Here is a 20,616-nt window from a genome sequence, read left to right as displayed (position 1 = left end):
AGAATAATGATGAAGATTAATGACGAAGAATAATGATGAAGATTAATGATGAAGATTAATGTGCAGTAGCTGCAGCATCAACAAGTGACGCTGAACATGAAAACGTTGCGTCATGGGTTAACTCGCTGGGGTAACTATTGGGCCCATCAAAAATATGGCCAAGGGTTCGCATGCCGAAGCCAGTGCGACAAGTTAGGCGAGGTGATTGTTTACGGTAGTTCGGCAGTAGTCGAGATAACGCCCCCACTAGAAGTAAGACAGTTCGACCAGATGATTGAGCGGTTAACACTGCAATGCATACGGGCCATTAGATCCCACTATGTATGTAAAGAACAGTGGGCCTTGATGGGATTCGATAGCAAGAAGTCTTATGTGTATTGGTTAAGAAAGGCAGAGATTTCTTTAATCAATTGATGTGGTAAAGTCAGTATAATTAATATAAATGGATTGAATTTAATTGAATATTTATTTTTTGATATCATGTTGTTTACTTTTTATAGGAGTAATTCTTGGTCAAGGAGTCGAGTTTGATACTTCTTTGTGGCTTGGGTTCATCTCTTTAGTTGTTACTATTGCCACTTTGGGAATTGCTTATCGTGCTTATAAAGTATGGAGAGTACCGATTTTAACCGGTTATGTTAACTCATTATCTGAAATCATGATGGAGCGAGAAATAGCTTTTTCAAACTTATCTTATTTGATGTTAAAAGGCTCAAAGGGTGGCGAAATATGTAACGTTGTAATGTTTGCTGAAGTGTCACATTTTATCAATGTAGACCGAGGCTTGTGGCTAAGAGGCCTGTTTCTCATTGAGATTATTAATAAATCTATACCTGACTCTGCTTCACTCTTAAATTTCTGGCTCGAATATCAATTAGATAAATCATCATCTTATGAGCCAGTTATTTTGGATGAGGGTGACGACAAAAATTATGATCTTTGGAAAGAGATAATGGATAAGCACAGCGAACTTCAACCTCAAATCTGGAACCAGCATAATTCATTATCAACGTTAATAATTATGAATGACAAATGACCTACCGCTATAAAAATTAACAAGTATTTTTAATGGGTCCTTCTGGCTCGGTGCACTGCGGGGGAGGACAAGCGCAGTGCTTCACTACATATGAAAATTTTAGGGGGTTATGTTGTTGTTTTATCAACCCTATCAAAGTTAATCAATCTTAACACTGTCAAAGTATGCTTAAGTCATTGAATCTTTTGAGTAGTATTTAGTTCAATGTGTTTGTGAATATCGAATAACTTTTATTCCCCTCAAACACCAACTTTTGATCACCCTCGATCTTTTTATTTTTTCAGATGAAATGTTACAACTGCAGTTATTCTGAAGTTGGATTATAGCGGCTCAAAATTATTGGTTATCTAAGTGAACACGATCACTCACGATTATTTTTACATTTGAGTTTAAGTGTCATTAAATTGCTTTACTTCAAAGATATAGGAAATGTAGGATGATATTAATCAATAACTTAAACGGGCGGCTTTATCGGTCGAGCCGTTCAATAAGCGTTAGGCATACATGCTAAATCGTACATTTGTAATTATTGTGAGCCTTGTATTATCTGCATGTTCTCCTGTAGAGGAAAACCCATCGTATGATGTTACTACTGGTGAATCCGTTATGTCGAATTCAGGTCATGAGGCCTATATAATTGAAACTAACAATGATGGTAATTATCAAACTCAGGTACTAATTAAATATAGTAATGGTCAATGTGGTACTGGAGCTGTTAATGCTGCAGGCAAAGACCTAAGTCTAGATATAAAGTGGAAAAATGACTCCACCTTGATAATTACTAAACCTGCGAATATAGAGTTAAATCTAAATGCATCGGGTTCAGAATTAAAGTGTGACAAACAAACGGTATTCGTTGTAATTGATAATGCCTAACAAGCTAATAAATAAGGAAAGCATTATGAAGTTAATCTCCACTATTATTTTAATAGCAGCTGTAATGAGCCCGCATGCATTAGCAAGCACAGTCTCTGCAACGCAGCAGTTAGGTGTCTGTTTAACAGATTCAATGAATGGAAAAGAAAGGAAGAATTTAGCTAAATGGATCTACTTTGGTATGTCCCAGCATAGCACTATAAAACCTTATTCAAATGTCTCAGATGCTAACTTAGATCAAATGAATAAATATGTTGGAGAGCTTATTACTAGATTAATAACTAAAGATTGCAAAGAAATATCCAAGAAGGCTATTGAAGAAAATTCAGCAGCATTTGAGTCTGCATTCGGTATTGTAGGGCAAGTGGCAATGCAAGAGTTAATGGCAGAATCATCAGTCTCTCAAAGTTTGGGTGCATTTGAGAAGTACTTAGATACCGAAAAAATCGAAGCTGCTTTTAAATAGCGGCCTAACATAAAGTGGGTGTTCTCATCTGCGGTGCTGGGACGTGTAAACTTCGTTCGTTACAATCGATTTAAGGCAGGTTTAAACGTTATTCAATTGATGTATTTTTGATTTGTCTCAAACCAAGTGACGTCACTCGGTTTGAGAAATATACGATATTGCCTGTCTCAAACCACCCGTTTTCATTTCTCAAACCTCGCGACCCGCTACATTTAGACATTAAAAAAAGGTATGACAGAGATAACGTAAGTTGTAATTGTAGAGCAGAGGGTTTGACCGGAGTTTGACCGGATTATTAAAATCCACGTAATCCACGTATTATTTTTAGACACAAAAAAGCCTGTAAGCGTACAGGCTTTTTATTTTTAATTTGGTCGGTATGAGAGGATTCGAACCTCCGACCCCTGACACCCCATGACAGTGCGCTACCGGGCTGCGCTACATACCGAAATTACTTCGTTTGACTTCAGAGATAATGAAAATATCATCATAAATGCCAATCACTTAGCATGGCTGTGAGCCTTGGGGGTTACTAAGTGGATAATTACTGTATCAATTGCGATTTGTTTACGCAAGTAGTTAGTTATCAGTCGGTTATCGATTGATTATAAACTATCCATTTAATAAAATCGTCGACCTTATCTTATGCATAAGCAAGCATGATAGCGCTTAATGAAGAGCTCGCTCTTTTACAATCTTTTAAGCTAAATATGTTATTAGTAATAAAATATCTTATTGATTATAAAGTCTACGACCTTCACGCATGACTTGGATCAATTCTGGTGCGCTCATTTTCTTATCTAAACGTTTTTTATAGTCTAAATCGTAAATGCGGTATTTACCGAAACGATCTAGTACCGTTATTTCAGCTTTTTGGTAAATGGCAAAGCGGCGGCTGTCGCCTATGTAGACCCAGGTTTCATTATTAGGTTCTAACAAACTGCGGCCTGAACTGTAATATGTACTTGGATTGGTGCAACCTAACACATGGCTTAGCAAGGTTGGCGCTATGCCGTAATGGCTGGTGCGGTAATTCACTTTATTACCATGGCTGTCGGGCCAATGGATGATCAGCGGCACTTTAACATTACCTGGCGATAAATCGCTGCGGGCGTCGCTGGTATTACTGGTAAAGACCTGGCCGTAAGTGCCAGTGATGAGCACAATGGTATCATCACTCACGTTATTGAGTAGGCTAGCCAGTTGTTGGTCGATAAAGTTAAGTGATTGACGATATTGATTAAACAGCACCTTTTGCGCAGGCTTTAATGGCATGTGCGGTTTGATGGTTTGTACACCTAAAAATCCGACTGGGGTGTCGTAATCTTTTGGTGCGGTAAGATTAACTAAGGCAAACCACGGTTGTGTTTGTTTTGGCTGCCAAGCATTCACCGCATTAATGGTGTTGATATCGGCATCTGCGCTGCCATTATCGCCTTCGCTAATATGAATGTTTATACCGCTGAACATGGCGCTATTAGCAGCGTATTGATCATTTTCAGGCGCAAACATGGCTAATTGATAGCCTTGTTGTGACAGAGTGTTGGTTAATATTGGGCTGGTGCTATCAAACTCTTTGCGATCGCTGTAGTTGCCTTGTAAGCCATACATGAGGGTAAACATGCTGGTTTCAAAGTCGGTGCCACCGCTATAGTGATTCATAAAGCGCTGATTTTGAATACGATACTGGCTTAAGAACGGCATAGTGACACTGTCGACCATGTCTGCTCGTAGGCTGTCTATGCTGATAACCATAATATTGGGTTGGCTGTCTGCAATACATTGCATCGGACTGATGGGATAGCTCAGCTTACGTGATTTAGTGTTGCGAGACTCTGTTGACTGCATGCTGCTGTCAATGCCGTGATTTTCCATGAACGAGCGTGCTGTCGCAGGGTATGACACTGGATAGGCGTCGTCAAAACGGGTGACTTCAGTCATATTGGTCGCGTCGGCCCAAATATGAAATAAATGGCTGCTGACAAAACAGATACCGACAAACAGCACCACTTTGTTGCCCCATTGTTTTTTCTGAATTTTGTCGATGCGTTTCCACAAATAATTGGCCGCAGTAAGCTCAACAATCACAATGACGATAGGCGTCACTATGTATGAGGTGCTGTGTAATAGCGCGTTGAGATCTTGCCAGGCTAAGTCGAACGCAAAAGGACTTAAATGGATACCGTAGTCGTCATAAATAATGGTGTCATACAGTAGGGCATATAAACCAAGTGAGGCGATAAATGCAGCAAAACCACGTAAAATTTTGGAGTAAGGTAATAATAAGGTAATCGGGAAAATAAAAATTAAGTAACCGATAAAGGCTAAAAAGGTAAAATGACCTATGGTGCTGATTGACAGGTAAGCCCAACCAATAATGGTTTCTGGGTAGCCGACACTGCCAATATATCGAGCGCCAATTAACATCGCTAATATGCCATTAAAGAAGGCAAACCAGTGACCCCAATTAACTAAGCGTGACACTTTATCACGCGTCATTTGCTGCTTTTTGCGCTCGATCATGTTAACTCGTATTCCTACGTTATTATCACAGACTGTTTTCAGTGTAACTGATTGTTAGCATTAGTGATAAATTTTATTTAGTCGATTACTTAACCGACTGTGTTAAGGCTTTGGCAAATTGCTCAGCAACTTTTTGGCGTGATTCACCAGGGACTTTTTTGTCGAGTAAATGGGTCACGCAATTGCCTAAAACCATTAGGCTTAAATCGGTTGGTGCTTGATGCTTAGCTAGTACTGCAAGCAGCTCGCTGATAAGTGCTTCAACTTGAGTGTTTGTGTATTTAGATTGAATTGCCATAGTCAGAAAACTTCAATAAATAATGAATTAGCTGCACATAATAACGGATTTAGCCGTCGCTCGCCTCAAGTTTTATTCGCTGTATGTGAGGAATATTGTAAACCCTTGTTCGATTTATACGGTTGGTCTGATATCATTCTTTTTTAAATTATCATCTGCGACAGACTAGGATTAACAAGGTTTATGAGCATTAGTATTGAGCAAGCAATTATTCACGAAATTTCTCAAGACAGTCAGGGGCAAATGCGTTGTCGTTTACGCCCGCAACCGTTGTTGAATACTCACGCCGTTGAAACCATGTTAGAAGAGTTACATCAAACCTATTCGGGTAAAGCGGGTAAGGGGTTTGGCTTTTTTGGAACCCATGGCGATGATGGCGAAGCCAACAGTGAATTTTCTGATGCACTAACCGGTTATCGCAAAGGCGATTTAGGTTTTGTTGAGTTTAGTGGTCAAGCGAGCCAACTGTTGCAACAAGAACTGGCCAAGTACGATTTTAGCCAAGGCGGTTTTTTGTTGATGTCTTGCTACACCAGCATGACGAGCGACTATTTATTTGTGGCGTTATTAAGCGCTAAGTCGTCGATGACAGTATTAGATGACATGGAATTGTCGCAAAACAACCATTTAGATTTAAACAATATTCAATTAGCTGCGCGCATTGATTTAACTGAATGGCAGGCCGATAAAAGCTCGCGTAAGTATATTTCGTTTATTCGTGGTCGTGCTGGCCGTAAAGTTGCCGATTTCTTTTTAGACTTTATGGGCTGTGTTGAAGGCGTTAACATTAAGGCGCAAAACAAAACCCTGATCCATGCAGTTGAAGATTTTGTCGCAGGTAGTGAGCTTACCAAAGATGAACGCCAAGATTGTCGTAACAAGGTATTTGATTATTGTTCTGAACGCGCAGGTTCCGGTGATGTGATTGAAGTTAAAGATTTAGCCGATGAGTTAGCTGATTCTGGTATGGATTCATTTTATGATTTTGCGTGTGGCGGCAGTTATGAGTTAGACGATGAGTTTCCGGCCGATAAAGCCAGTCTACGCAGCTTGAAGAAGTTTTCAGGCACAGGTGGCGGAGTGACCTTGAGCTTTGATGGCTGCCATTTAGGTGAACGGGTTATTTATGATCCGATATCTGACACTATTTTGATTAAAGGCGTGCCAGCCAATTTGAAAGACCAATTAGACCGTCGCTTAAAAGGCGAATAACTTAAGCTTAATTGGTGTTGTTACAACAGCGTCCTATTTGGGCGCTTTTTTATGAGCGAAGATAATAGCGAGTCTAGGTTTAACGCGTGCTATGCTTTGGTGAGTTAGCGAGTAAAGCGAGCTAACATGTTGTTGGATCTAGTGTTGCGTGTGAACTTTGGGTTCAATAGCTTGCAGAGTGACATTAATTTACGCAGATTTTTATATCAATTTACTGATGCTTAAATCGTGTCAATGGCGGTGAACTTTGCAACGTTTTATTTGGATTTATATAACGGCTTAGCTCATGGCTTATTTAGCAAATTACCGATCAAATTATCTAACTGGTACGATTTTTGGCGCAGTTGAATATTTTACTTTTCATTCATTTGTAGTTGAGTAAACTAGCGCCACTTTTTGAGTGTTTTTGTTTGTTATGCTTGTAATAGCCTAACGGACTTTGGGGGAGCGATGATCACTGCATACGCCTATCAAAATAGAGAATTAATCACCACCGAATTGAGTGTGGGCGATAAAGTGCCTGAGTCGACATTGTGGTTAGATTTATTAAAACCCGACGACGAAGAGCGTCAATGGTTGAGGCTATTCTCTGCTGAAGAAGTACCTGACGAAGAAGATATTAAAGAAATTGAGGCTTCGGCGCGTTTTTACCAAAACCAAGACGGTTTACACATTAACTCGTTGTTTCCACAGCGGGTGAGTTCAGATGTACGCGCAGTGAACGTGTCGTTTAACTTGCGAGAACGTTTTTTGCTAACAATACGTGAAGAAGATGTCGGCCTTATTCGTTTACTGCGTAATTACCTACGTTTAGGGCGCTTGGATATTACCACTCCACAAGGCTTATTGTTAGAGCTCTTTACTTTGAAAGTTGATTATCTATCTGACTTAATTGAAGATATTTATAGTATTTTAGAAAATGTTGGCGAGCAAGTATTTAATGACGAAGAGCTTGACGGTGTTTTTAAACTGATTACCTTGCAAGAAGATTCGAACGGTAAAATTCGATTGAGTTTGTTGGATACTCAGCGTTCATTACGTTATATGCAACGTTATTATCGTGACCGATTGTCAGATGAAAACTTGAAAGACATTCGTGAGATGCTATCTGACATTGAATCATTGATGCCACACAGCCAGTTTATTTTCGACAAGTTACAATTCTTACTGGATGCAGCGATGGGATTCAGTGGCTTGCAACAAAACAAAATCATTAAGATATTTTCGGTGTCGGCGGTAGTATTTTTACCCCCTACGTTAATTGCCAGCAGTTATGGGATGAACTTTCATATTATGCCAGAACTCGACTGGCGCTTTGGCTACCCAATGGCAGTGGCATTAATGCTAGCCAGTGCAGCAGGAACCTACTTTTTCTTTAAACGGAAAGGTTGGTTATAACGCAATTTATTTTAGACAAAATAATGCCATCAATTGTTGCCGATTGATGGTTTTTTTTATGTCTCAAATACTTGAGTTGGCTAGGGTAAATAAACTGAAATGGTGTTATGTAAGTCACTCATTAAAGTGATGAAATAGACTATTCAACATAGTCTATGTTATCTGCAGTACACTAGTTTTGGCCAATACCTAAGCTGATTTGTTCTCTAGGATTGAGGTATTTATGGATTTTTTCTGGCAATGCTGCGGCAGGTAGACTGCGAACAATAGTTAAGCCTTCATCTTGTAAACTGATGATGGGGGCTAAATCTTTGGGTACCAGTTGGTCGTAAACCACAATGTTAGGGCACAATAGCTTTTGCAAGTTTACCGACATAACCATGGCAAATTGGCCACTGGATAATTCAATAATGCTGCCAGGCGGATAAATACCTAACATTTTGATTAACATGCTAATATATTCAGTATTGAGTTTGTTTTTATAGTTTTTATACAGTAACCCCAAGGCGATACTTGGCGGTTTCCCTTTGGTTTGGTTGGTGCCATTACTCAAATTGTCGTATTCGTTAACCACCGCGATTAACTGCGACAGCTTGTCTAATTTGTCGGCTTTGAGCCCTTGTGGGTAGCCACTGCCATCTAAAAATTCGTGATGATTAGCAATTAACGGTTTGGCTTCGTCTGGAAAGCTGTCAGCGAGTTTAAGAAAATTAATGCTCATTAAAGGGTGTTGTTTAATGAAGTTTTCTTCTGGTGTGGTAAGAGGCACTCGCTTATTGATAATGTTACTCGGAACTTTGAGTTTACCTATATCGTGAAATAACCCACCAATACCAATCGTTTCAACTTCTTCGCGGCTCCAACCTAGCTCTTTTGCCATTAACATACACAACATGGCGACGTTGAGTGAATGGTGATAAATATGCTCATCATTTTTGGCATCGCCCATTAAATGTAAAGCTAAATTATCGCTATTGAGTAGCATGGTGGTCATGTTGCTGATGAGGTCTTTCGCTTCACTGACCGCATTGAGTGGTCGGCTACTGATTTTAGAGACCATTGAACGCATCATCGACACTGAGCGATTAAATTGTTGTTCGGTTTTCTTTAAATCTCGTTTGAGCTTTTGTTGCTCATCTATTTTGGCCGACTTCTGGTTAATCATTTGCTCTTTTAGTGCGTTGAGGGCCTGCTCGTCGGGTTTAGAGGTGTTGGCATTCTCGGACGTTACAGGCTCAATATCGCTTTTTTCGGGATCAAAAAAAACATCTTTTAGCCCTAAGCCTTTGATAAGTTCAATTTGTGCAGCGTCTTTAATTTTAAAACTGCTAAACAGGAAAGGGTGGTCTTTCCAGGAAATAGGCAAGCGGATAAAGGTACCCACTTCTAATTGTTCTACAGCGATTTTTTGGTTTTTTTTCATATTCAATCGATAGTTACTTTGAAGAACAATGAGCTATGTTATGTATTGCCCTTTACAGGCACTTTAATTGCGTGGCAGCATACTACTATAAATAAATTAACAATAGTCACTCCCTATGGATTTTATTGAAGTATATCCCAACGCGATAAGTAATGATTTATGTGATCGCTTAATTGCGGCATTTGAAACGCATCCGAGTGTAGGGCCAGGCCATACAGGTTTTGGCGTAGATACCGAGAAAAAGCGCAGTCGTGATTTAATGTTAGATGCTTTTGATGATTTAGCTGAATTAAAAAATGAACTTTTAGCGGCGACATTTACCCATATTAGCGATTATTTTACCCAATACTCGTTAACCTTAATGGGAGCGGTTTCTGTACAAGTAGCAGATGAAAATGGTCAACCGCAAACGTTAACGCCTGATAATTTTGAGGTATTGGGTCGGCCAAGGGCAGCGGCATTAACTAAATATTTGTATCGCAGTGGTACGATTAATGTGCAGCATTATCAGCAAGGTGTGGGTGGATATCCGCATTGGCATTCAGAGCAGTATCCACAGAATGGCCATAATGAGGCGCTTCATCGGGTGGTGTTATACATGTTTTACCTGAATGATGTTGAAGAGGGCGGCGAAACAGAATTTTATTATCAACAACGTAAAATAAGCCCCAAAAAAGGCACTATGGTGATTGCTCCAGCCGGTTTTACACACAGCCATCGTGGCAATGTACCTATTAGTAACGATAAGTATATTGCGACTTCTTGGGCGATGTTTAATCGTGCCGAGCAACTTTATGCGCCATTAAGTTAGTGATTACTGTTGAGTAAAACCAGTTGTGGCTTTATATGCTTATTTGATTGCTGACTTTGTTGCTGCGTGCTTATGCCGTTGCGGGGAGCTGAATGACAAAAGCTGCGCCGCCAAGCTCGCTAGTACCAATGGTCATTGTGCCGCCATAACTGCTAACGAGCTCATGGCATACTGCTAGACCAATTCCTTGTCCCGATGATTGAGTGTCGGCTCTCATACCGCGTTGGATTATTTTTTGTTTAATGGCGTGGTCTACGCCGGGGCCGTCATCTTCAACACTGAGTTGGATGATATTGTTATCGAGGCTCGCGGCGCTGATCATGACGTTATTGCCACATAAGCGAAATGCATTTTCCAGTAAATTACCCAATAGCTCCATTACATCGCCTTTGCTGAGTGGTAGTTGCAATGATGCTGATATGTTTAGGGTGAATATGACATGTTTGTCTCGATATATTTTATCGAGCATTTGCGCAAGTTGTTGAGCAATCGGTGCGATAGCGGTTTGTTGTTGACGTAAGCCTTGTTGGCCTAACATGGCACGCTTGAGTTGATACTGTACTAAATGATCCATGTCATTTATTTGTTCAAGTATTTTTTGGTGCTGTTGCTGACGATCTAATGAGTCATCGTCAATGATGGCAATACTGGCGGCGAGACGCGTTTTTAAACTGTGAGCAAGGTCGTTCATGGCATTTTGATAGCGCGTTTGACGTTGATCTGTTTGGTCCATAAGTTGATTTAATGCCGTGGTGATGCCTTGTAATTCAACGGGGTAATCTTGTGAGAGGCTTTTTTTATGTCCTTGTTGCAGCTGTATCAACTCTTGTTTCAGCTTCGTTAATGGCCGCATTCCCCAGTAGGCTGCACTTACTAGCAGTAACAGTGCAATAGCCATTACCATTGCCAATCTAAAATAAGTGAGTCGATTAAATTGACTGAGTTCAGTTTTCAATGTGGTGGCGTCTTTTAAAATCAATAGATGATACATTTCGGTTTCAACGTCAATGCTGAGCAAGTAAGCAAAGTAACTTTGTTGGTCATTAAAATTGAGGTAGAACGGTGGAAAATCATCTTTTATATCAAGATATTGTTCACAAATGTTATTCAAGTTTAAGCTGATAGCGAAGTCAGAACGCCATAAGGTGTTATAGCTGCTATTGCAGGTAGCCATAATGTATTGCGTGTCGACGTCGTCACCTTCACGGGCCTGGGTGATAGGGATTAGATTGTTTTCGCGAAACTCAGCGGCAATGATGGGTAGTTGAGCTATTAAGGCGCTGGTGGTTTGGTTATAGCGATTTTGGGCATGGAGCAAGGTAATTAACCAGGCCAGACCAAATCCTACTAACGCGATAATACCCAAGGAGGTTAAGAACATCCTGGTAAGCAGACGTTTTTTAGGTCGTAAAATTAGTCGCATGGGTGGTTAAATTTATATCCTTGGCCGCGAAGGGTAATGATGGACTGTTCTATTCCACCTTGAGCAAGTTTCTTTCTTAATCGGCTGACCATCACTTCAATAGTGTTGGGATCGCCTTCTTTGTCGGCATAGACCACATCCAGTAAACGCTGTTTAGCGACAACCTCATGGCAATGGCGCATCAAGTATTCCAGAATAAGGTATTCAAAGGCAGTGATGTCTAATGGTGTTTGGTTTAGCGTTACATGTTTTGCCGCGACATCTATTTGCAGAGCACCGCTGGTGATGGTTGAGCGAACAAAACCACTGCTGCGGCGCACTATGGCATCAAGTCTGGCGATGAGTTCTTCTTTTTGAAATGGTTTAACTAAGTAGTCGTCTGCACCAGCATTGAGCCCTTCGACTTTATCTTGCCACGTTAGTCGAGCGGTTAAAATTAGAATCGGCGCTTTAACATCTGCATTACGCAGCATTTTGATTAGACTTATTCCATCTTGATCGGGTAAGCCTAAATCAATAATAGCAGCATCAATAGGATAATTAGTGGCTTGATAAAATCCTTCTTTTGCGGTTAATGCCACTTGCACTTGATTACCTTGATCTGATAACTGCACCTGTAAATGGTGTGACAACAGAGGGTCGTCTTCAATAACCAATATGCGCATAATCCATCCTTGTTAAGCCGTCACTTTATGTGAAATGTGCTTGGCCAATATTACCCTACAAGTTGGTAAGGTTAAATATTAACCAAACTTTTTATGATGGTTATATTAAAACTTATTATCATTATGGTCATCGTAGTAATTATTCTTGCTAACATTTCACACTGAATGGGCTTTGTCGGTGTAATCAGGTATCAGGTAAGTTAGAATAGGGTTATTGACAGACTAACTTTTAAGATTGAGATGAAACTAACACATTTATTATCGGCTAGCTTTTTAAGTTTATTTTCGACAGTTGCATTAAGTGCAACGTTTACCTTTACGGCTATCCCTGATGAAGATGAAAGTCAGCTTCGGACTCGCTTTGATAAAGTGGCTGATTATTTAACCGAGCAGTTGGGCGTGGAAGTGAAATATATTCCGGTAAAGTCATATTCTGCAGCGGTAACAGCATTTCGTAATAACCAAGTACAACTTGCTTGGTTTGGTGGTTTATCTGGTGTGCAAGCGCGTCGTTTAGTGCCCGGTTCTGAGGCTATTGCCCAAGGTTTTGAAGATCAGTTTTTCAAGAGTTATTTGATTGCTCATAAATCTACTGAAATGGCTGCTTCAACTAATTTTCCTTCATTGAATGATTATACCTTTACCTTTGGTTCTAAAGACTCAACTTCAGGCCGTTTGATGCCACAGTATTTTATTGAAAAAAATACCGGTAAGCCAATTGAACAAATTTTTAAACGCATTGGTTTTTCTGGCGACCATAGCCGCACTATCAGCCAAGTTGAAGCAGGTGTTTATCAAGTCGGTGCGGTTAATTACAAAGTGTGGGACACCGCCGTTGAGAAAGGTGACGTTGATACCAGCAAAGTGAAAGTCATTTGGGAAAGCCCTACTTACCCAGATTATCAATGGACGGTGCATTCGGGTGTTGATGAAACGTTTGGTGCAGGCTTTAAAGAAAAGCTGACTAAAACGTTAATTGGTATGACGGATAAAGATTTGTTAGCCAGCTTCCCACGTGAGTCATTTGTACCGGCTAAAAATAGCGATTATGAACCGATTGAGCGCGTGGCAAAAACAATTGGAATGCTCGATTAATGTTGTCGTTGGTTGATGTTGATTTAGGTTATAACCAGCAAATTATATTACCTAAAGTGAATTTGTCATTTAAGGCAAATGAGCATGTGGCTATTTTAGGCCCTTCAGGCGTGGGTAAAACCACTCTGTTGCATCACCTTTATCAACAATTGGCCGAGCAAACCTGTTTGTGCTCACAAGCACAGGGGTTAGTTGATAACCTGTCGATATATCACAATGTGTTTATTGGTGGGTTAGCGCGTTATTCCCGTTGGTATAATTTGGCTAATTTGTTGTTGCCGTTTAATAAGCCGCAACAACAAATCGCCGCTATTTGCCAGCAACTAGAACTGACCGTGCCTTTGCAACAGAAAGTCAATGAGTTGTCTGGTGGTCAGCGCCAACGTGTGGCCTTAGCCAGAGCGTTATTTCAGCAACAAGCGGTGTTTATGGGCGACGAGCCCTTTTCTGCATTAGATCCGCTAATGGGCTTACGATTACTAAACTTGATTAAGCAAACGCATCAGAGTGTTATTTGTGTGTTGCATGATGCCGAACTAGCGTTAGCAAACTTTGAGCGTATTATTGTCATTAGCGATGGCAAGGTAGTACTGGATGACAAAGCGAGCCAATTATCTCTGGCTCATTTATCACAGCATTATGCATTAGCCGATTTACCAAACCATTCAGTGGCATAAATATGAACATGTTGATGCTGCTAAGCGATTTATCTTCATTCTATCCCCGTTTTTATAATGCCTAAAATGATGACTCACAGTCGCTACTCTTTTGTAGGGCATTGGCAGAAAATCACTCTGTTGCTTTTACTCATGGTCTCCGTGTGTTGGTTTTTTGCTGATACCGAGGTGATTGCACTCGATCCTTGGTCTGAGCTTGGTCGCATGTGGCAAGGCTTTGTGCACCCTGACTTTTTCGCGACAGAGTATTTACTTGATGCGCTGTGGCAAACCATTAGTTTTGCGCTGCTTGGGATTACGATTGGGTTGCTATTGGGATTTCCATTAGCATTGTGGTATCAACATCCTGTAGTGGCGGCAATGTGTGCATTTATCCGTGCTATCCATGAGATATTTTGGGCATTGATATTCTTACAGATATTTGGTCTTTCAGCCATTACCGGTATTTTAGCCATAGCGCTTCCTTATGCTGCTACTTTTGCCCGTGTGTTTGCTGATATTTTACAGCAAGCGCCAATGCATACCTTATTTTCACTGCCTAAGGGCACCGATAAACTGTCGGCATTTATATATGGTCGATGGATGCACATGTATCCGCAGATTGTCGATTATATTCGTTACCGTTTTGAATGCGCGCTTCGTAGTAGTGCTGTGTTGGGCTTTATTGGTATGCCGACATTAGGGTTTTATTTAGAATCCGCTTTTCGTCAGGGGCATTATCAACAAGGCGGTGCACTATTAATCTTATTTGTGTTGTTAATTGGTAGCATACGTTTTTGGGCTAAACCGATAATGCTTTGGCTGTATTTACCGCTTGCTGTGTACTTCTTACCTCCCATTCCTGTTATCGACTCGCAACTTATTTGGCGTTTTATCAGTGTTGATGTTTTACCACCGATGCTTCAAGGACAACCCTTCTTGAGCTGGTTTGACACAGATAACCTATCGAAGCTCGTTAACTGGAGTTATACATTAATCAGCCAGCAAGTGTTTCCCGGGATGGTTGCTACCTTGGTACTGGCTTTTTGTGCTTTGGGGTTAACTCATGTGTTGACGTTGGTATTATTGCCTTTTAATACCCACTTGATGATGCCAAAAGTGGTTATTTTAATCATGAGGGCGGTGAATTTAATATTACGTTCATTGCCTGAATATTTATTGGCTTTTGTGTTTATGATGCTACTAGGGCCCTCGATGTTGCCAGCGATTATCGCGTTAGCGCTGCACAATAGCGGCCTGATGGTCTTTTTAATGTCACGTCAAGCTGACAGCATTAGTGTGCCGTTGACATACAAGCCTAGGATTGATCAGTACAGTTATCTAGTGCTACCTGCCATATACCCACATTTTATGGGACTGCTGTTTTATCGATTTGAAGTGATTATCCGTGAAACGGCTATCTTGGGTATGCTTGGGGTGATGACGTTGGGTTTTTATGTCGACAGTAATTTTTCTGAAATTCGCTTTAGTGGGGCATTGTTGCTGTTGTTTTTCACTGCGGGTTTAAATGTGGTGGTGGATTATTTAGCACGTCGATTATTGCATTATCCTCGCAGCCGTTTACAGGCTTGCTAAAGTCTCTTGGTTTCAGGCTTGCTAAATAAAGTCTCTTAGTTTAAAGCCATAAACTGGTAAGCATCGTGGCTCAAACAGGTAACTGCTTGATAAAAATAGTCAACTTATTCATCTGCTTACTTAATCGAATTTAATCATGTTTAAAACTGACCGATAATTTGATGAATTATATTATTGGCAATCGTGACTGCAACGGCAATAAAAATAATCCCAACGAGTAGATCTATAATGGTATTGGCCGCGAGTAATTTTTGTTGTACCCGAGGTTTAGATAAGATCAGTGCGAGTAAACTAAACCACGCCAATGACAACACAAATAACAATACCGTGGCGGCAATTTTAGTTGAGTAATTGACTTGTGGCGTAATCAATACAGAAAATAAAGTAATAAAAAAGATCAGCGCTTTAGGATTCAGTAGGTTGGTATATAGTCCAACTTTAAATCCCTTTAATGACGATATCAGCGCCGCTTTTGCCACATTAGGTTGCGTTGATGAAATATCTGAATTACGACGTTTGCTAATCATACTGGTGATAGCTGACTTGAGCGCCCCATATCCCATCCATGCTAAATAGCTACTGCCAATTAGTTGTACGGTCATAAAGGCAACATGAGACTGTTGTATCATCACACTGATGCCCATCAACGACAAAAAGGTGTGAATTAAGATAGCGACAGCAATGCCGAAGGCACAATAAAGTGCGGTTAAGCGTGTTTGCTGCGTAGCCATTTTAACGATAATGGCAAAGTCAGGTCCTGGGCTCATTAATGCCACAATGTGAATAACCGCTAAACCCGCCAATAAAGTCATGTCCATATTTATTCCGTTTTTTATAAGTTAAAGCTGGCTAGATTTTGTTGATATCCATTTGTTGATATCTATGAGAGCTTATTTCAATGTAAGTTAATGATAATGGCACATTTATGTAGGGAAAAGATAATAAAAAAGCGCTAAATTAGCGCTTTTTTATATAAGGTGAACTTAAGTGTTATTTTTTGGCGTTAAGCACTTGTTCTTCAAAACTTTTGGCGGCTTTACCTGCTTGCGAATCGTTGAAGACTTCTTCATTAAATTCGCCTTCTGATTTGGCAATGATCACCGTAGCCACTGCATCACCAGTGACGTTTACCGCAGTGCGGATCATGTCTAGCATTCTGTCTACACCAATAATTAAGGCAATACCTTCAACCGGTAAGCCTACTTGGTTTAACACCATTGCCAGCATAATAAGGCCGACACCAGGCACACCCGCAGTACCGATAGATGCCAATGTTGCCGTTACCACTACAGTCGCGTAATCCATGATGCTCAGTTCAATACCAAATACTTGGGCAATAAATACCGTTGCAACACCCTGCATAATGGCGGTGCCATCCATGTTGAGAGTGGCACCAAGTGGTAAGGTGAATGACGCGATTTTGTTGTCGACGCCCATTCTGTGCTCTGCGGTTTCAATGGTTACCGGCAATGTTGCATTAGAGCTTGCAGTACTAAAAGCAAACAGCTGTACGTCGCGGATTTTACGTAAAAACATCAACGGGCTGAGACCGGAGAACAGTTTTAGTAGAGTAGGGTAAACCACTAAGCCTTGGATAAATAAAACGGCAACCACCAGGAGGAAGTATTTGACAACACTACCGAAGGTTTCTAAGCCCAACGTTAAGCTGAGGGTCGCCATCAGTGCAAACACACCATAAGGTGCTAGCTGCATAATTAAGGTAACCACACGCATAATCACATCATTTAAATCGTTAAAAAAAGACGCTATACGCGTACCTCTTTCACCAATATGTGAGATGGCAAAGCCAAAAACAACTGCAAATAGGATAATCTGCAACATATTGCCTTCACTCATGGCTTGCATAGGGTTTGTCGGTACAATATTAATAATGACTTCAGACAGGCTAGGCGCGTCTTTTGCCGAGTATTCTAATACGTTACCGGCCAAACTTGCATTACCTGGATGGATTAACACGGCTGCTAGAATCGCAATAGTGAGCGCAATAGCGGTAGTGAATAAATAGAAGGATATGGTCTTGCCACCAAGACGTCCCAGTTTAGATGGATCGCTAAGGGAGCAAGTACCGCATACTAATGAGATAAATACCAAAGGTACGACAAGCATTTTTAAGCTTGAGATGAAGATAGTACCAATGACATGTAAGAATCCATCGGTAATGTACTCTTGAATAAATTGACTACCAGGGAAAAAGTTTCTCAATGCTAGGCCAAATATAATGCCTAATGCCATGCCAATTAAAATTTTGCTCGTGAGTCCGAGCTTGTATTGATTACTCACAGAGTGTTCCTTCTCATCATATTATTTTATGTCTTTATTGAATGCGCTAAAGATTAGCAGGTATCGGCAACTTAGGAAATGGCATAAAAGTGAAAGTTTTCGCCAATAAATAGCGAATAAAATAGTAGAGTTATGCTAAAGTTATAAGATGTTTGCGTATTGTTAATGTATAAGTAACTATAATAATTCTTAAGTTTATTTTAATGTAACAGGGAGCCTGACAATGAGGTCAGCATATAAAGTTTATTTTGCGCTTTTATGTTCTTTTTTTCTCGTCGCATGTGGCGGCGGTGGCAGTATAACCGATGATGGAACCGGAGGTGGGACTACACCAGACCCAACCATATCTATTTCGTTAAGTATCGACAACACTCAAGTTTCTGTTGCAGAACCTGCAGTTATTACTGCAACCGTAAAAGACTCAACGGGTGCCGCTGTCAGCACGCTTGTTTCATTTACGCTTAATAATGATGATTACGGTACATTTGCGCCAAGTACCGGTGAAGTTGTCACCAATTCAAGCGGTGTCGCCACTATCCAACTCAACACGGCTGAGATTAATACCGGAGCAACAGTAACCGCGACTACCACGTCTGGTGAAAGTGCATCATTATTTGTCACTATGACGGGTGATGGCGGTGTTGCAGGTGGTGGGGCTCAAGTGTCATTGGTGTTAACTGATGCCGCTGGTAACGCTGTTCAATCGATTAGCACTTTATCACCAGGTAAATTAACTGCGACAGTCACTGGTATTACAAAGTCTTCAATTGTTACATTTGATAGCCCAATTGGTGATTTACCCGTTAAAACTGCAGTAACTAATGCACAAGGTAAAGCTACCGTTGATATTTATGCTGGCAGTTCGTTAGGTGCTGGTGAAGCAACTGCGACATTATCAACCAATGAAACCGGTTCAACTATTGTTGTTGTTGGAGCAACCAACGTCGTGATGGGCAGTGGTACACCATTTGTTGAAGGTGTCGCAGCTATTAGTGCTACTGATTTATCTGCGGGTGGAACGGCAACGGTAACAGTGTCTATTCAAGATGATTTAGGTAATGCCTTTACACAACCTGTGGATGTAAACTTTTCATCTACTTGTGCGACCAAAAGCCCTGCGCAAGCAGTGATTAGTTCGCCTGTGTCGTCAAGTAATGGCGTCGCAACCTCAACGTATCGTGCTGAAGGCTGTGTGGGTGAAGACCAAATAAATGTCACGGCTAACGCTGGTGGTATTAGCTTATCTGCAGTAGGTACCATAAATATACTTCAAGCTGATGTTGGCAGTATTGTGTTTGTATCAGCGATTCCTGAAAACATAAGTATTCTAGGTACTGGTGGTACTGAATCATCAGTGGTTAAATTTAAAGTTTTGGATAAAAATGGCAATGTGGTTGCTAACCAAAATGTTAAATTTGCACTAAATACTACTGTAGGTGGGGTTAAAATTGATCCCCTGCAAGCTACTACAGATAATAGTGGTATTGTGCAAACGGTAGTAACCACAGGTACAGTCGCGACTTCTTTACGAGTGACTGCGACGGTAGACAATGGTGCAGTTCCTGCAGTATCGAGTCAGTCTAGCCAGTTAATTGTGTCTACGGGTATTCCTGATCAAGACAGTTTTTCTTTATCCGCTGAACTGTTTAATGCAGAAGGTTGGGATGTAGATGGTACTGTTGTTAAGGTTACCGCTCGTATGGCCGATGCGTTTAACAACCCTGTACCCGATGGCACAACGGTATCTTTTACCACTGAAGGTGGTTCTATTGAAGATGCATGTCAAACCGTAGATGGTGCATGTTCGGTATCTTGGATAAGCCAGTTACCAAGACCTGAAGGTGTTGTTCTTTTTGATGGGTTAGGCGTACAAGTGAAAAACCCTCAAGCTAGCTTAAAATGTTACAACCTAAGCGATGGTTCCGAAGATATCACTTGTCTTAATGCCAATATTGTTTATGGCAATTTTTATGGCCAAAAGTACGGTGGACGTGCAACTGTCACAGCCACTGCAATTGGCGAAGAGTCTTTCCCTGATTTAAACGGTAATGGTCGCTTTGATGCATCAGAAGCCAACACGTTTCTTACTGGGACAGATGTCACTGGTCAAGCATTTGATTTAAATGATGCTTATAACGACTACAATGAAGATGGCCTCTTTAATCCGCAGCAAACCGGTGGTCAAGCTGGTGGCACATTGGAAGAGTTAATCGATTTTAATGCTAATGGTAGTTTTGATGTGAAAGATGGAAAATATAATGGTGTGCTTTGTTCAGACCCTGTGCACAGTGCATGTGCTGATGGCGTCAGTGATTCAAAGTCATTGTTTGTTCGCAGAAGCTTAACCTTAGTGATGTCTGGAAGTGCCGCTTATGCTACCGCCCCAGCTGATATTGTGGTTGTTGATAGCACTGGTATTCATTCTGGCGCTAGCAGTATGGTCATTGTGGGTAAAGGCTCTGCAACTGCAACATTTACGATTTCAGATTTACATAATCAACAAATGCCTGCCGGTTCTATTGTAAGATTTACCACATCAGCAGGCTCGGTGGTGAGTTCAAGTGAATACACATGGCCGAGTACTAACTACAATGGTGGACGTCAGTTTACAACAACCATTAAAGGCGAAGATGAACCAAACTCTGGTGTATTCCTTGTCGAAGTTGAATCCGCAAATGGTCTGGTTACTCCAGTGGTATCCATTGGTGTAACAATCCTATAATCGATTAGGGTAACTGTTTCAATCGTTAAAAAGGCGCACTTAGCGCCTTTTTTATTGATTCGGTTTAGCAATGTAAAACAAAAAGCCAACAGCGGATGCTGTTGGCTTTTAAAAT

At 40.8% G+C, this 20,616-nt stretch carries 17 protein-coding genes and 1 tRNA gene; 10 read left to right on the top strand and 8 right to left on the bottom strand.

The features are described from left to right. The first annotated feature begins 457 nt into the window (after window positions 1-457). From H5125_RS18165 to H5125_RS18155, 3 genes are all read left to right on the top strand, one after another. Complete coding sequence (locus H5125_RS18165; protein WP_182744943.1) at window positions 458-1,036, top strand: hypothetical protein; 579 nt, start codon at window positions 458-460, stop codon at window positions 1,034-1,036. A 504-nt stretch (window positions 1,037-1,540) separates the two neighbouring features. Beyond that, the gene (locus tag H5125_RS18160; RefSeq protein WP_182744942.1) at window positions 1,541-1,912 is read left to right on the top strand and encodes a hypothetical protein; all 372 of its coding nucleotides are present in this window, start codon (window positions 1,541-1,543) and stop codon (window positions 1,910-1,912) included. Between the two features lie 25 nt (window positions 1,913-1,937). Continuing rightward, a complete protein-coding gene (locus H5125_RS18155; RefSeq protein WP_182744941.1) occupies window positions 1,938-2,378 on the top strand; it encodes a hypothetical protein in 441 nt (146 codons plus the stop codon). A 371-nt stretch (window positions 2,379-2,749) separates the two neighbouring features. On the opposite strand, the gene H5125_RS18150 is transcribed toward H5125_RS18155, so the two are convergent. The 3 genes from H5125_RS18150 to H5125_RS18140 all read right to left on the bottom strand — a co-directional run bounded on the left by H5125_RS18150 (window position 2,750) and on the right by H5125_RS18140 (window position 5,199). After that, window positions 2,750-2,826: transfer RNA gene (locus tag H5125_RS18150), tRNA-Pro, on the bottom strand. A gap of 284 nt (window positions 2,827-3,110) precedes the next feature. Then, window positions 3,111-4,901 carry a DUF3413 domain-containing protein gene (locus H5125_RS18145; RefSeq protein WP_182744940.1) on the bottom strand — a complete coding sequence of 597 codons (1,791 nt, stop codon included), beginning with the start codon at window positions 4,899-4,901 and terminating at the stop codon, window positions 3,111-3,113. A gap of 85 nt (window positions 4,902-4,986) precedes the next feature. Continuing rightward, complete coding sequence (locus tag H5125_RS18140) at window positions 4,987-5,199, bottom strand: YejL family protein (RefSeq protein ID WP_011637946.1); 213 nt, start codon at window positions 5,197-5,199, stop codon at window positions 4,987-4,989. 183 nt (window positions 5,200-5,382) lie between these two features. Between H5125_RS18140 and yejK the strand changes: the two genes are divergently transcribed. Beyond that, the gene (gene yejK, locus H5125_RS18135) at window positions 5,383-6,411 is read left to right on the top strand and encodes a nucleoid-associated protein YejK (RefSeq protein WP_182744939.1); all 1,029 of its coding nucleotides are present in this window, start codon (window positions 5,383-5,385) and stop codon (window positions 6,409-6,411) included. A 450-nt stretch (window positions 6,412-6,861) separates the two neighbouring features. Next, window positions 6,862-7,809 carry a magnesium/cobalt transporter CorA gene (gene corA, locus H5125_RS18130; protein ID WP_101088017.1) on the top strand — a complete coding sequence of 316 codons (948 nt, stop codon included), beginning with the start codon at window positions 6,862-6,864 and terminating at the stop codon, window positions 7,807-7,809. A 172-nt stretch (window positions 7,810-7,981) separates the two neighbouring features. On the opposite strand, the gene H5125_RS18125 is transcribed toward corA, so the two are convergent. After that, window positions 7,982-9,232, bottom strand: coding sequence for a DUF3391 domain-containing protein (locus tag H5125_RS18125; protein WP_101088019.1), 1,251 nt, complete (start codon window positions 9,230-9,232; stop codon window positions 7,982-7,984). 115 nt (window positions 9,233-9,347) lie between these two features. On the opposite strand from H5125_RS18125, the gene H5125_RS18120 reads away from it, so the two are divergent. Continuing rightward, window positions 9,348-10,043 (top strand): 2OG-Fe(II) oxygenase, encoded by a 696-nt coding sequence (locus H5125_RS18120; protein WP_101088021.1) that lies wholly within the window; start codon window positions 9,348-9,350, stop codon window positions 10,041-10,043. A 70-nt stretch (window positions 10,044-10,113) separates the two neighbouring features. On the opposite strand, the gene H5125_RS18115 is transcribed toward H5125_RS18120, so the two are convergent. Both H5125_RS18115 and H5125_RS18110 read right to left on the bottom strand, forming a co-directional pair. Continuing rightward, entirely contained in the window at window positions 10,114-11,466 is a 1,353-nt protein-coding gene (locus H5125_RS18115) for an ATP-binding protein (RefSeq protein ID WP_182744938.1), read from the bottom strand. After that, window positions 11,457-12,131, bottom strand: a complete 675-nt coding sequence (locus H5125_RS18110; protein ID WP_101088025.1) for a response regulator — start codon at window positions 12,129-12,131, stop codon at window positions 11,457-11,459. The genes H5125_RS18115 and H5125_RS18110 overlap by 10 nt, the downstream gene beginning before the upstream one ends. Window positions 12,132-12,371: 240 nt before the next feature. Between H5125_RS18110 and H5125_RS18105 the strand changes: the two genes are divergently transcribed. From H5125_RS18105 to H5125_RS18095, 3 genes are read left to right on the top strand one after another with little or no spacing between them, the layout of a single operon-like run. Then, window positions 12,372-13,226, top strand: a complete 855-nt coding sequence (locus tag H5125_RS18105; protein WP_182744937.1) for a putative selenate ABC transporter substrate-binding protein — start codon at window positions 12,372-12,374, stop codon at window positions 13,224-13,226. Further along, window positions 13,226-13,903: an ATP-binding cassette domain-containing protein gene (locus H5125_RS18100; protein ID WP_101088029.1), complete on the top strand. Its 678-nt coding sequence runs from the start codon at window positions 13,226-13,228 to the stop codon at window positions 13,901-13,903. The genes H5125_RS18105 and H5125_RS18100 overlap by 1 nt, the downstream gene beginning before the upstream one ends. 57 nt (window positions 13,904-13,960) lie before the next feature. After that, window positions 13,961-15,478, top strand: coding sequence for an ABC transporter permease (locus tag H5125_RS18095; RefSeq protein ID WP_101088031.1), 1,518 nt, complete (start codon window positions 13,961-13,963; stop codon window positions 15,476-15,478). A 140-nt stretch (window positions 15,479-15,618) separates the two neighbouring features. Here the strand turns inward: H5125_RS18095 and H5125_RS18090 are convergent, their stop codons facing one another. After that, window positions 15,619-16,296 carry a LysE family translocator gene (locus H5125_RS18090; protein ID WP_059745481.1) on the bottom strand — a complete coding sequence of 226 codons (678 nt, stop codon included), beginning with the start codon at window positions 16,294-16,296 and terminating at the stop codon, window positions 15,619-15,621. A 172-nt stretch (window positions 16,297-16,468) separates the two neighbouring features. Beyond that, window positions 16,469-17,779, bottom strand: coding sequence for a dicarboxylate/amino acid:cation symporter (locus H5125_RS18085; protein ID WP_277949095.1), 1,311 nt, complete (start codon window positions 17,777-17,779; stop codon window positions 16,469-16,471). 223 nt (window positions 17,780-18,002) lie between these two features. Here H5125_RS18085 and H5125_RS18080 point away from each other — a divergent pair, with 223 nt between their 5' ends. After that, on the top strand, window positions 18,003-20,501 hold the full coding sequence (locus tag H5125_RS18080) for a hypothetical protein (protein ID WP_182744936.1): 2,499 nt from the start codon (window positions 18,003-18,005) through the stop codon (window positions 20,499-20,501). Window positions 20,502-20,616: the final 115 nt, after the last annotated feature.

This window comes from Shewanella sp. SR44-4 (assembly GCF_014163715.1).
In the GTDB taxonomy this organism is placed as follows: Bacteria; Pseudomonadota; Gammaproteobacteria; order Enterobacterales; family Shewanellaceae; genus Shewanella.
The sequence above is the reverse complement of the archived record's forward strand: the minus strand, read 5'-3'. Positions and strand labels throughout refer to the sequence as shown.

What these genes read in the sequence shown, in the direction of transcription:
- H5125_RS18160 (WP_182744942.1), top strand. Translation starts at nt 1,541, where the DNA reads ATGCTAAATCGTACATTTGTAATTATTGTGAGCCTTGTATTATCTGCA.
- H5125_RS18155 (WP_182744941.1), top strand. Translation starts at nt 1,938, where the DNA reads ATGAAGTTAATCTCCACTATTATTTTAATAGCAGCTGTAATGAGCCCG.
- H5125_RS18145 (WP_182744940.1), bottom strand. Translation starts at nt 4,901, where the DNA reads ATGATCGAGCGCAAAAAGCAGCAAATGACGCGTGATAAAGTGTCACGC.
- H5125_RS18140 (WP_011637946.1), bottom strand. Translation starts at nt 5,199, where the DNA reads ATGGCAATTCAATCTAAATACACAAACACTCAAGTTGAAGCACTTATC.
- yejK (WP_182744939.1), top strand. Translation starts at nt 5,383, where the DNA reads ATGAGCATTAGTATTGAGCAAGCAATTATTCACGAAATTTCTCAAGAC.
- corA (WP_101088017.1), top strand. Translation starts at nt 6,862, where the DNA reads ATGATCACTGCATACGCCTATCAAAATAGAGAATTAATCACCACCGAA.
- H5125_RS18125 (WP_101088019.1), bottom strand. Translation starts at nt 9,232, where the DNA reads ATGAAAAAAAACCAAAAAATCGCTGTAGAACAATTAGAAGTGGGTACC.
- H5125_RS18120 (WP_101088021.1), top strand. Translation starts at nt 9,348, where the DNA reads ATGGATTTTATTGAAGTATATCCCAACGCGATAAGTAATGATTTATGT.
- H5125_RS18115 (WP_182744938.1), bottom strand. Translation starts at nt 11,466, where the DNA reads ATGCGACTAATTTTACGACCTAAAAAACGTCTGCTTACCAGGATGTTC.
- H5125_RS18110 (WP_101088025.1), bottom strand. Translation starts at nt 12,131, where the DNA reads ATGCGCATATTGGTTATTGAAGACGACCCTCTGTTGTCACACCATTTA.
- H5125_RS18105 (WP_182744937.1), top strand. Translation starts at nt 12,372, where the DNA reads ATGAAACTAACACATTTATTATCGGCTAGCTTTTTAAGTTTATTTTCG.
- H5125_RS18100 (WP_101088029.1), top strand. Translation starts at nt 13,226, where the DNA reads ATGTTGTCGTTGGTTGATGTTGATTTAGGTTATAACCAGCAAATTATA.
- H5125_RS18095 (WP_101088031.1), top strand. Translation starts at nt 13,961, where the DNA reads ATGCCTAAAATGATGACTCACAGTCGCTACTCTTTTGTAGGGCATTGG.
- H5125_RS18090 (WP_059745481.1), bottom strand. Translation starts at nt 16,296, where the DNA reads ATGGACATGACTTTATTGGCGGGTTTAGCGGTTATTCACATTGTGGCA.
- H5125_RS18080 (WP_182744936.1), top strand. Translation starts at nt 18,003, where the DNA reads ATGAGGTCAGCATATAAAGTTTATTTTGCGCTTTTATGTTCTTTTTTT.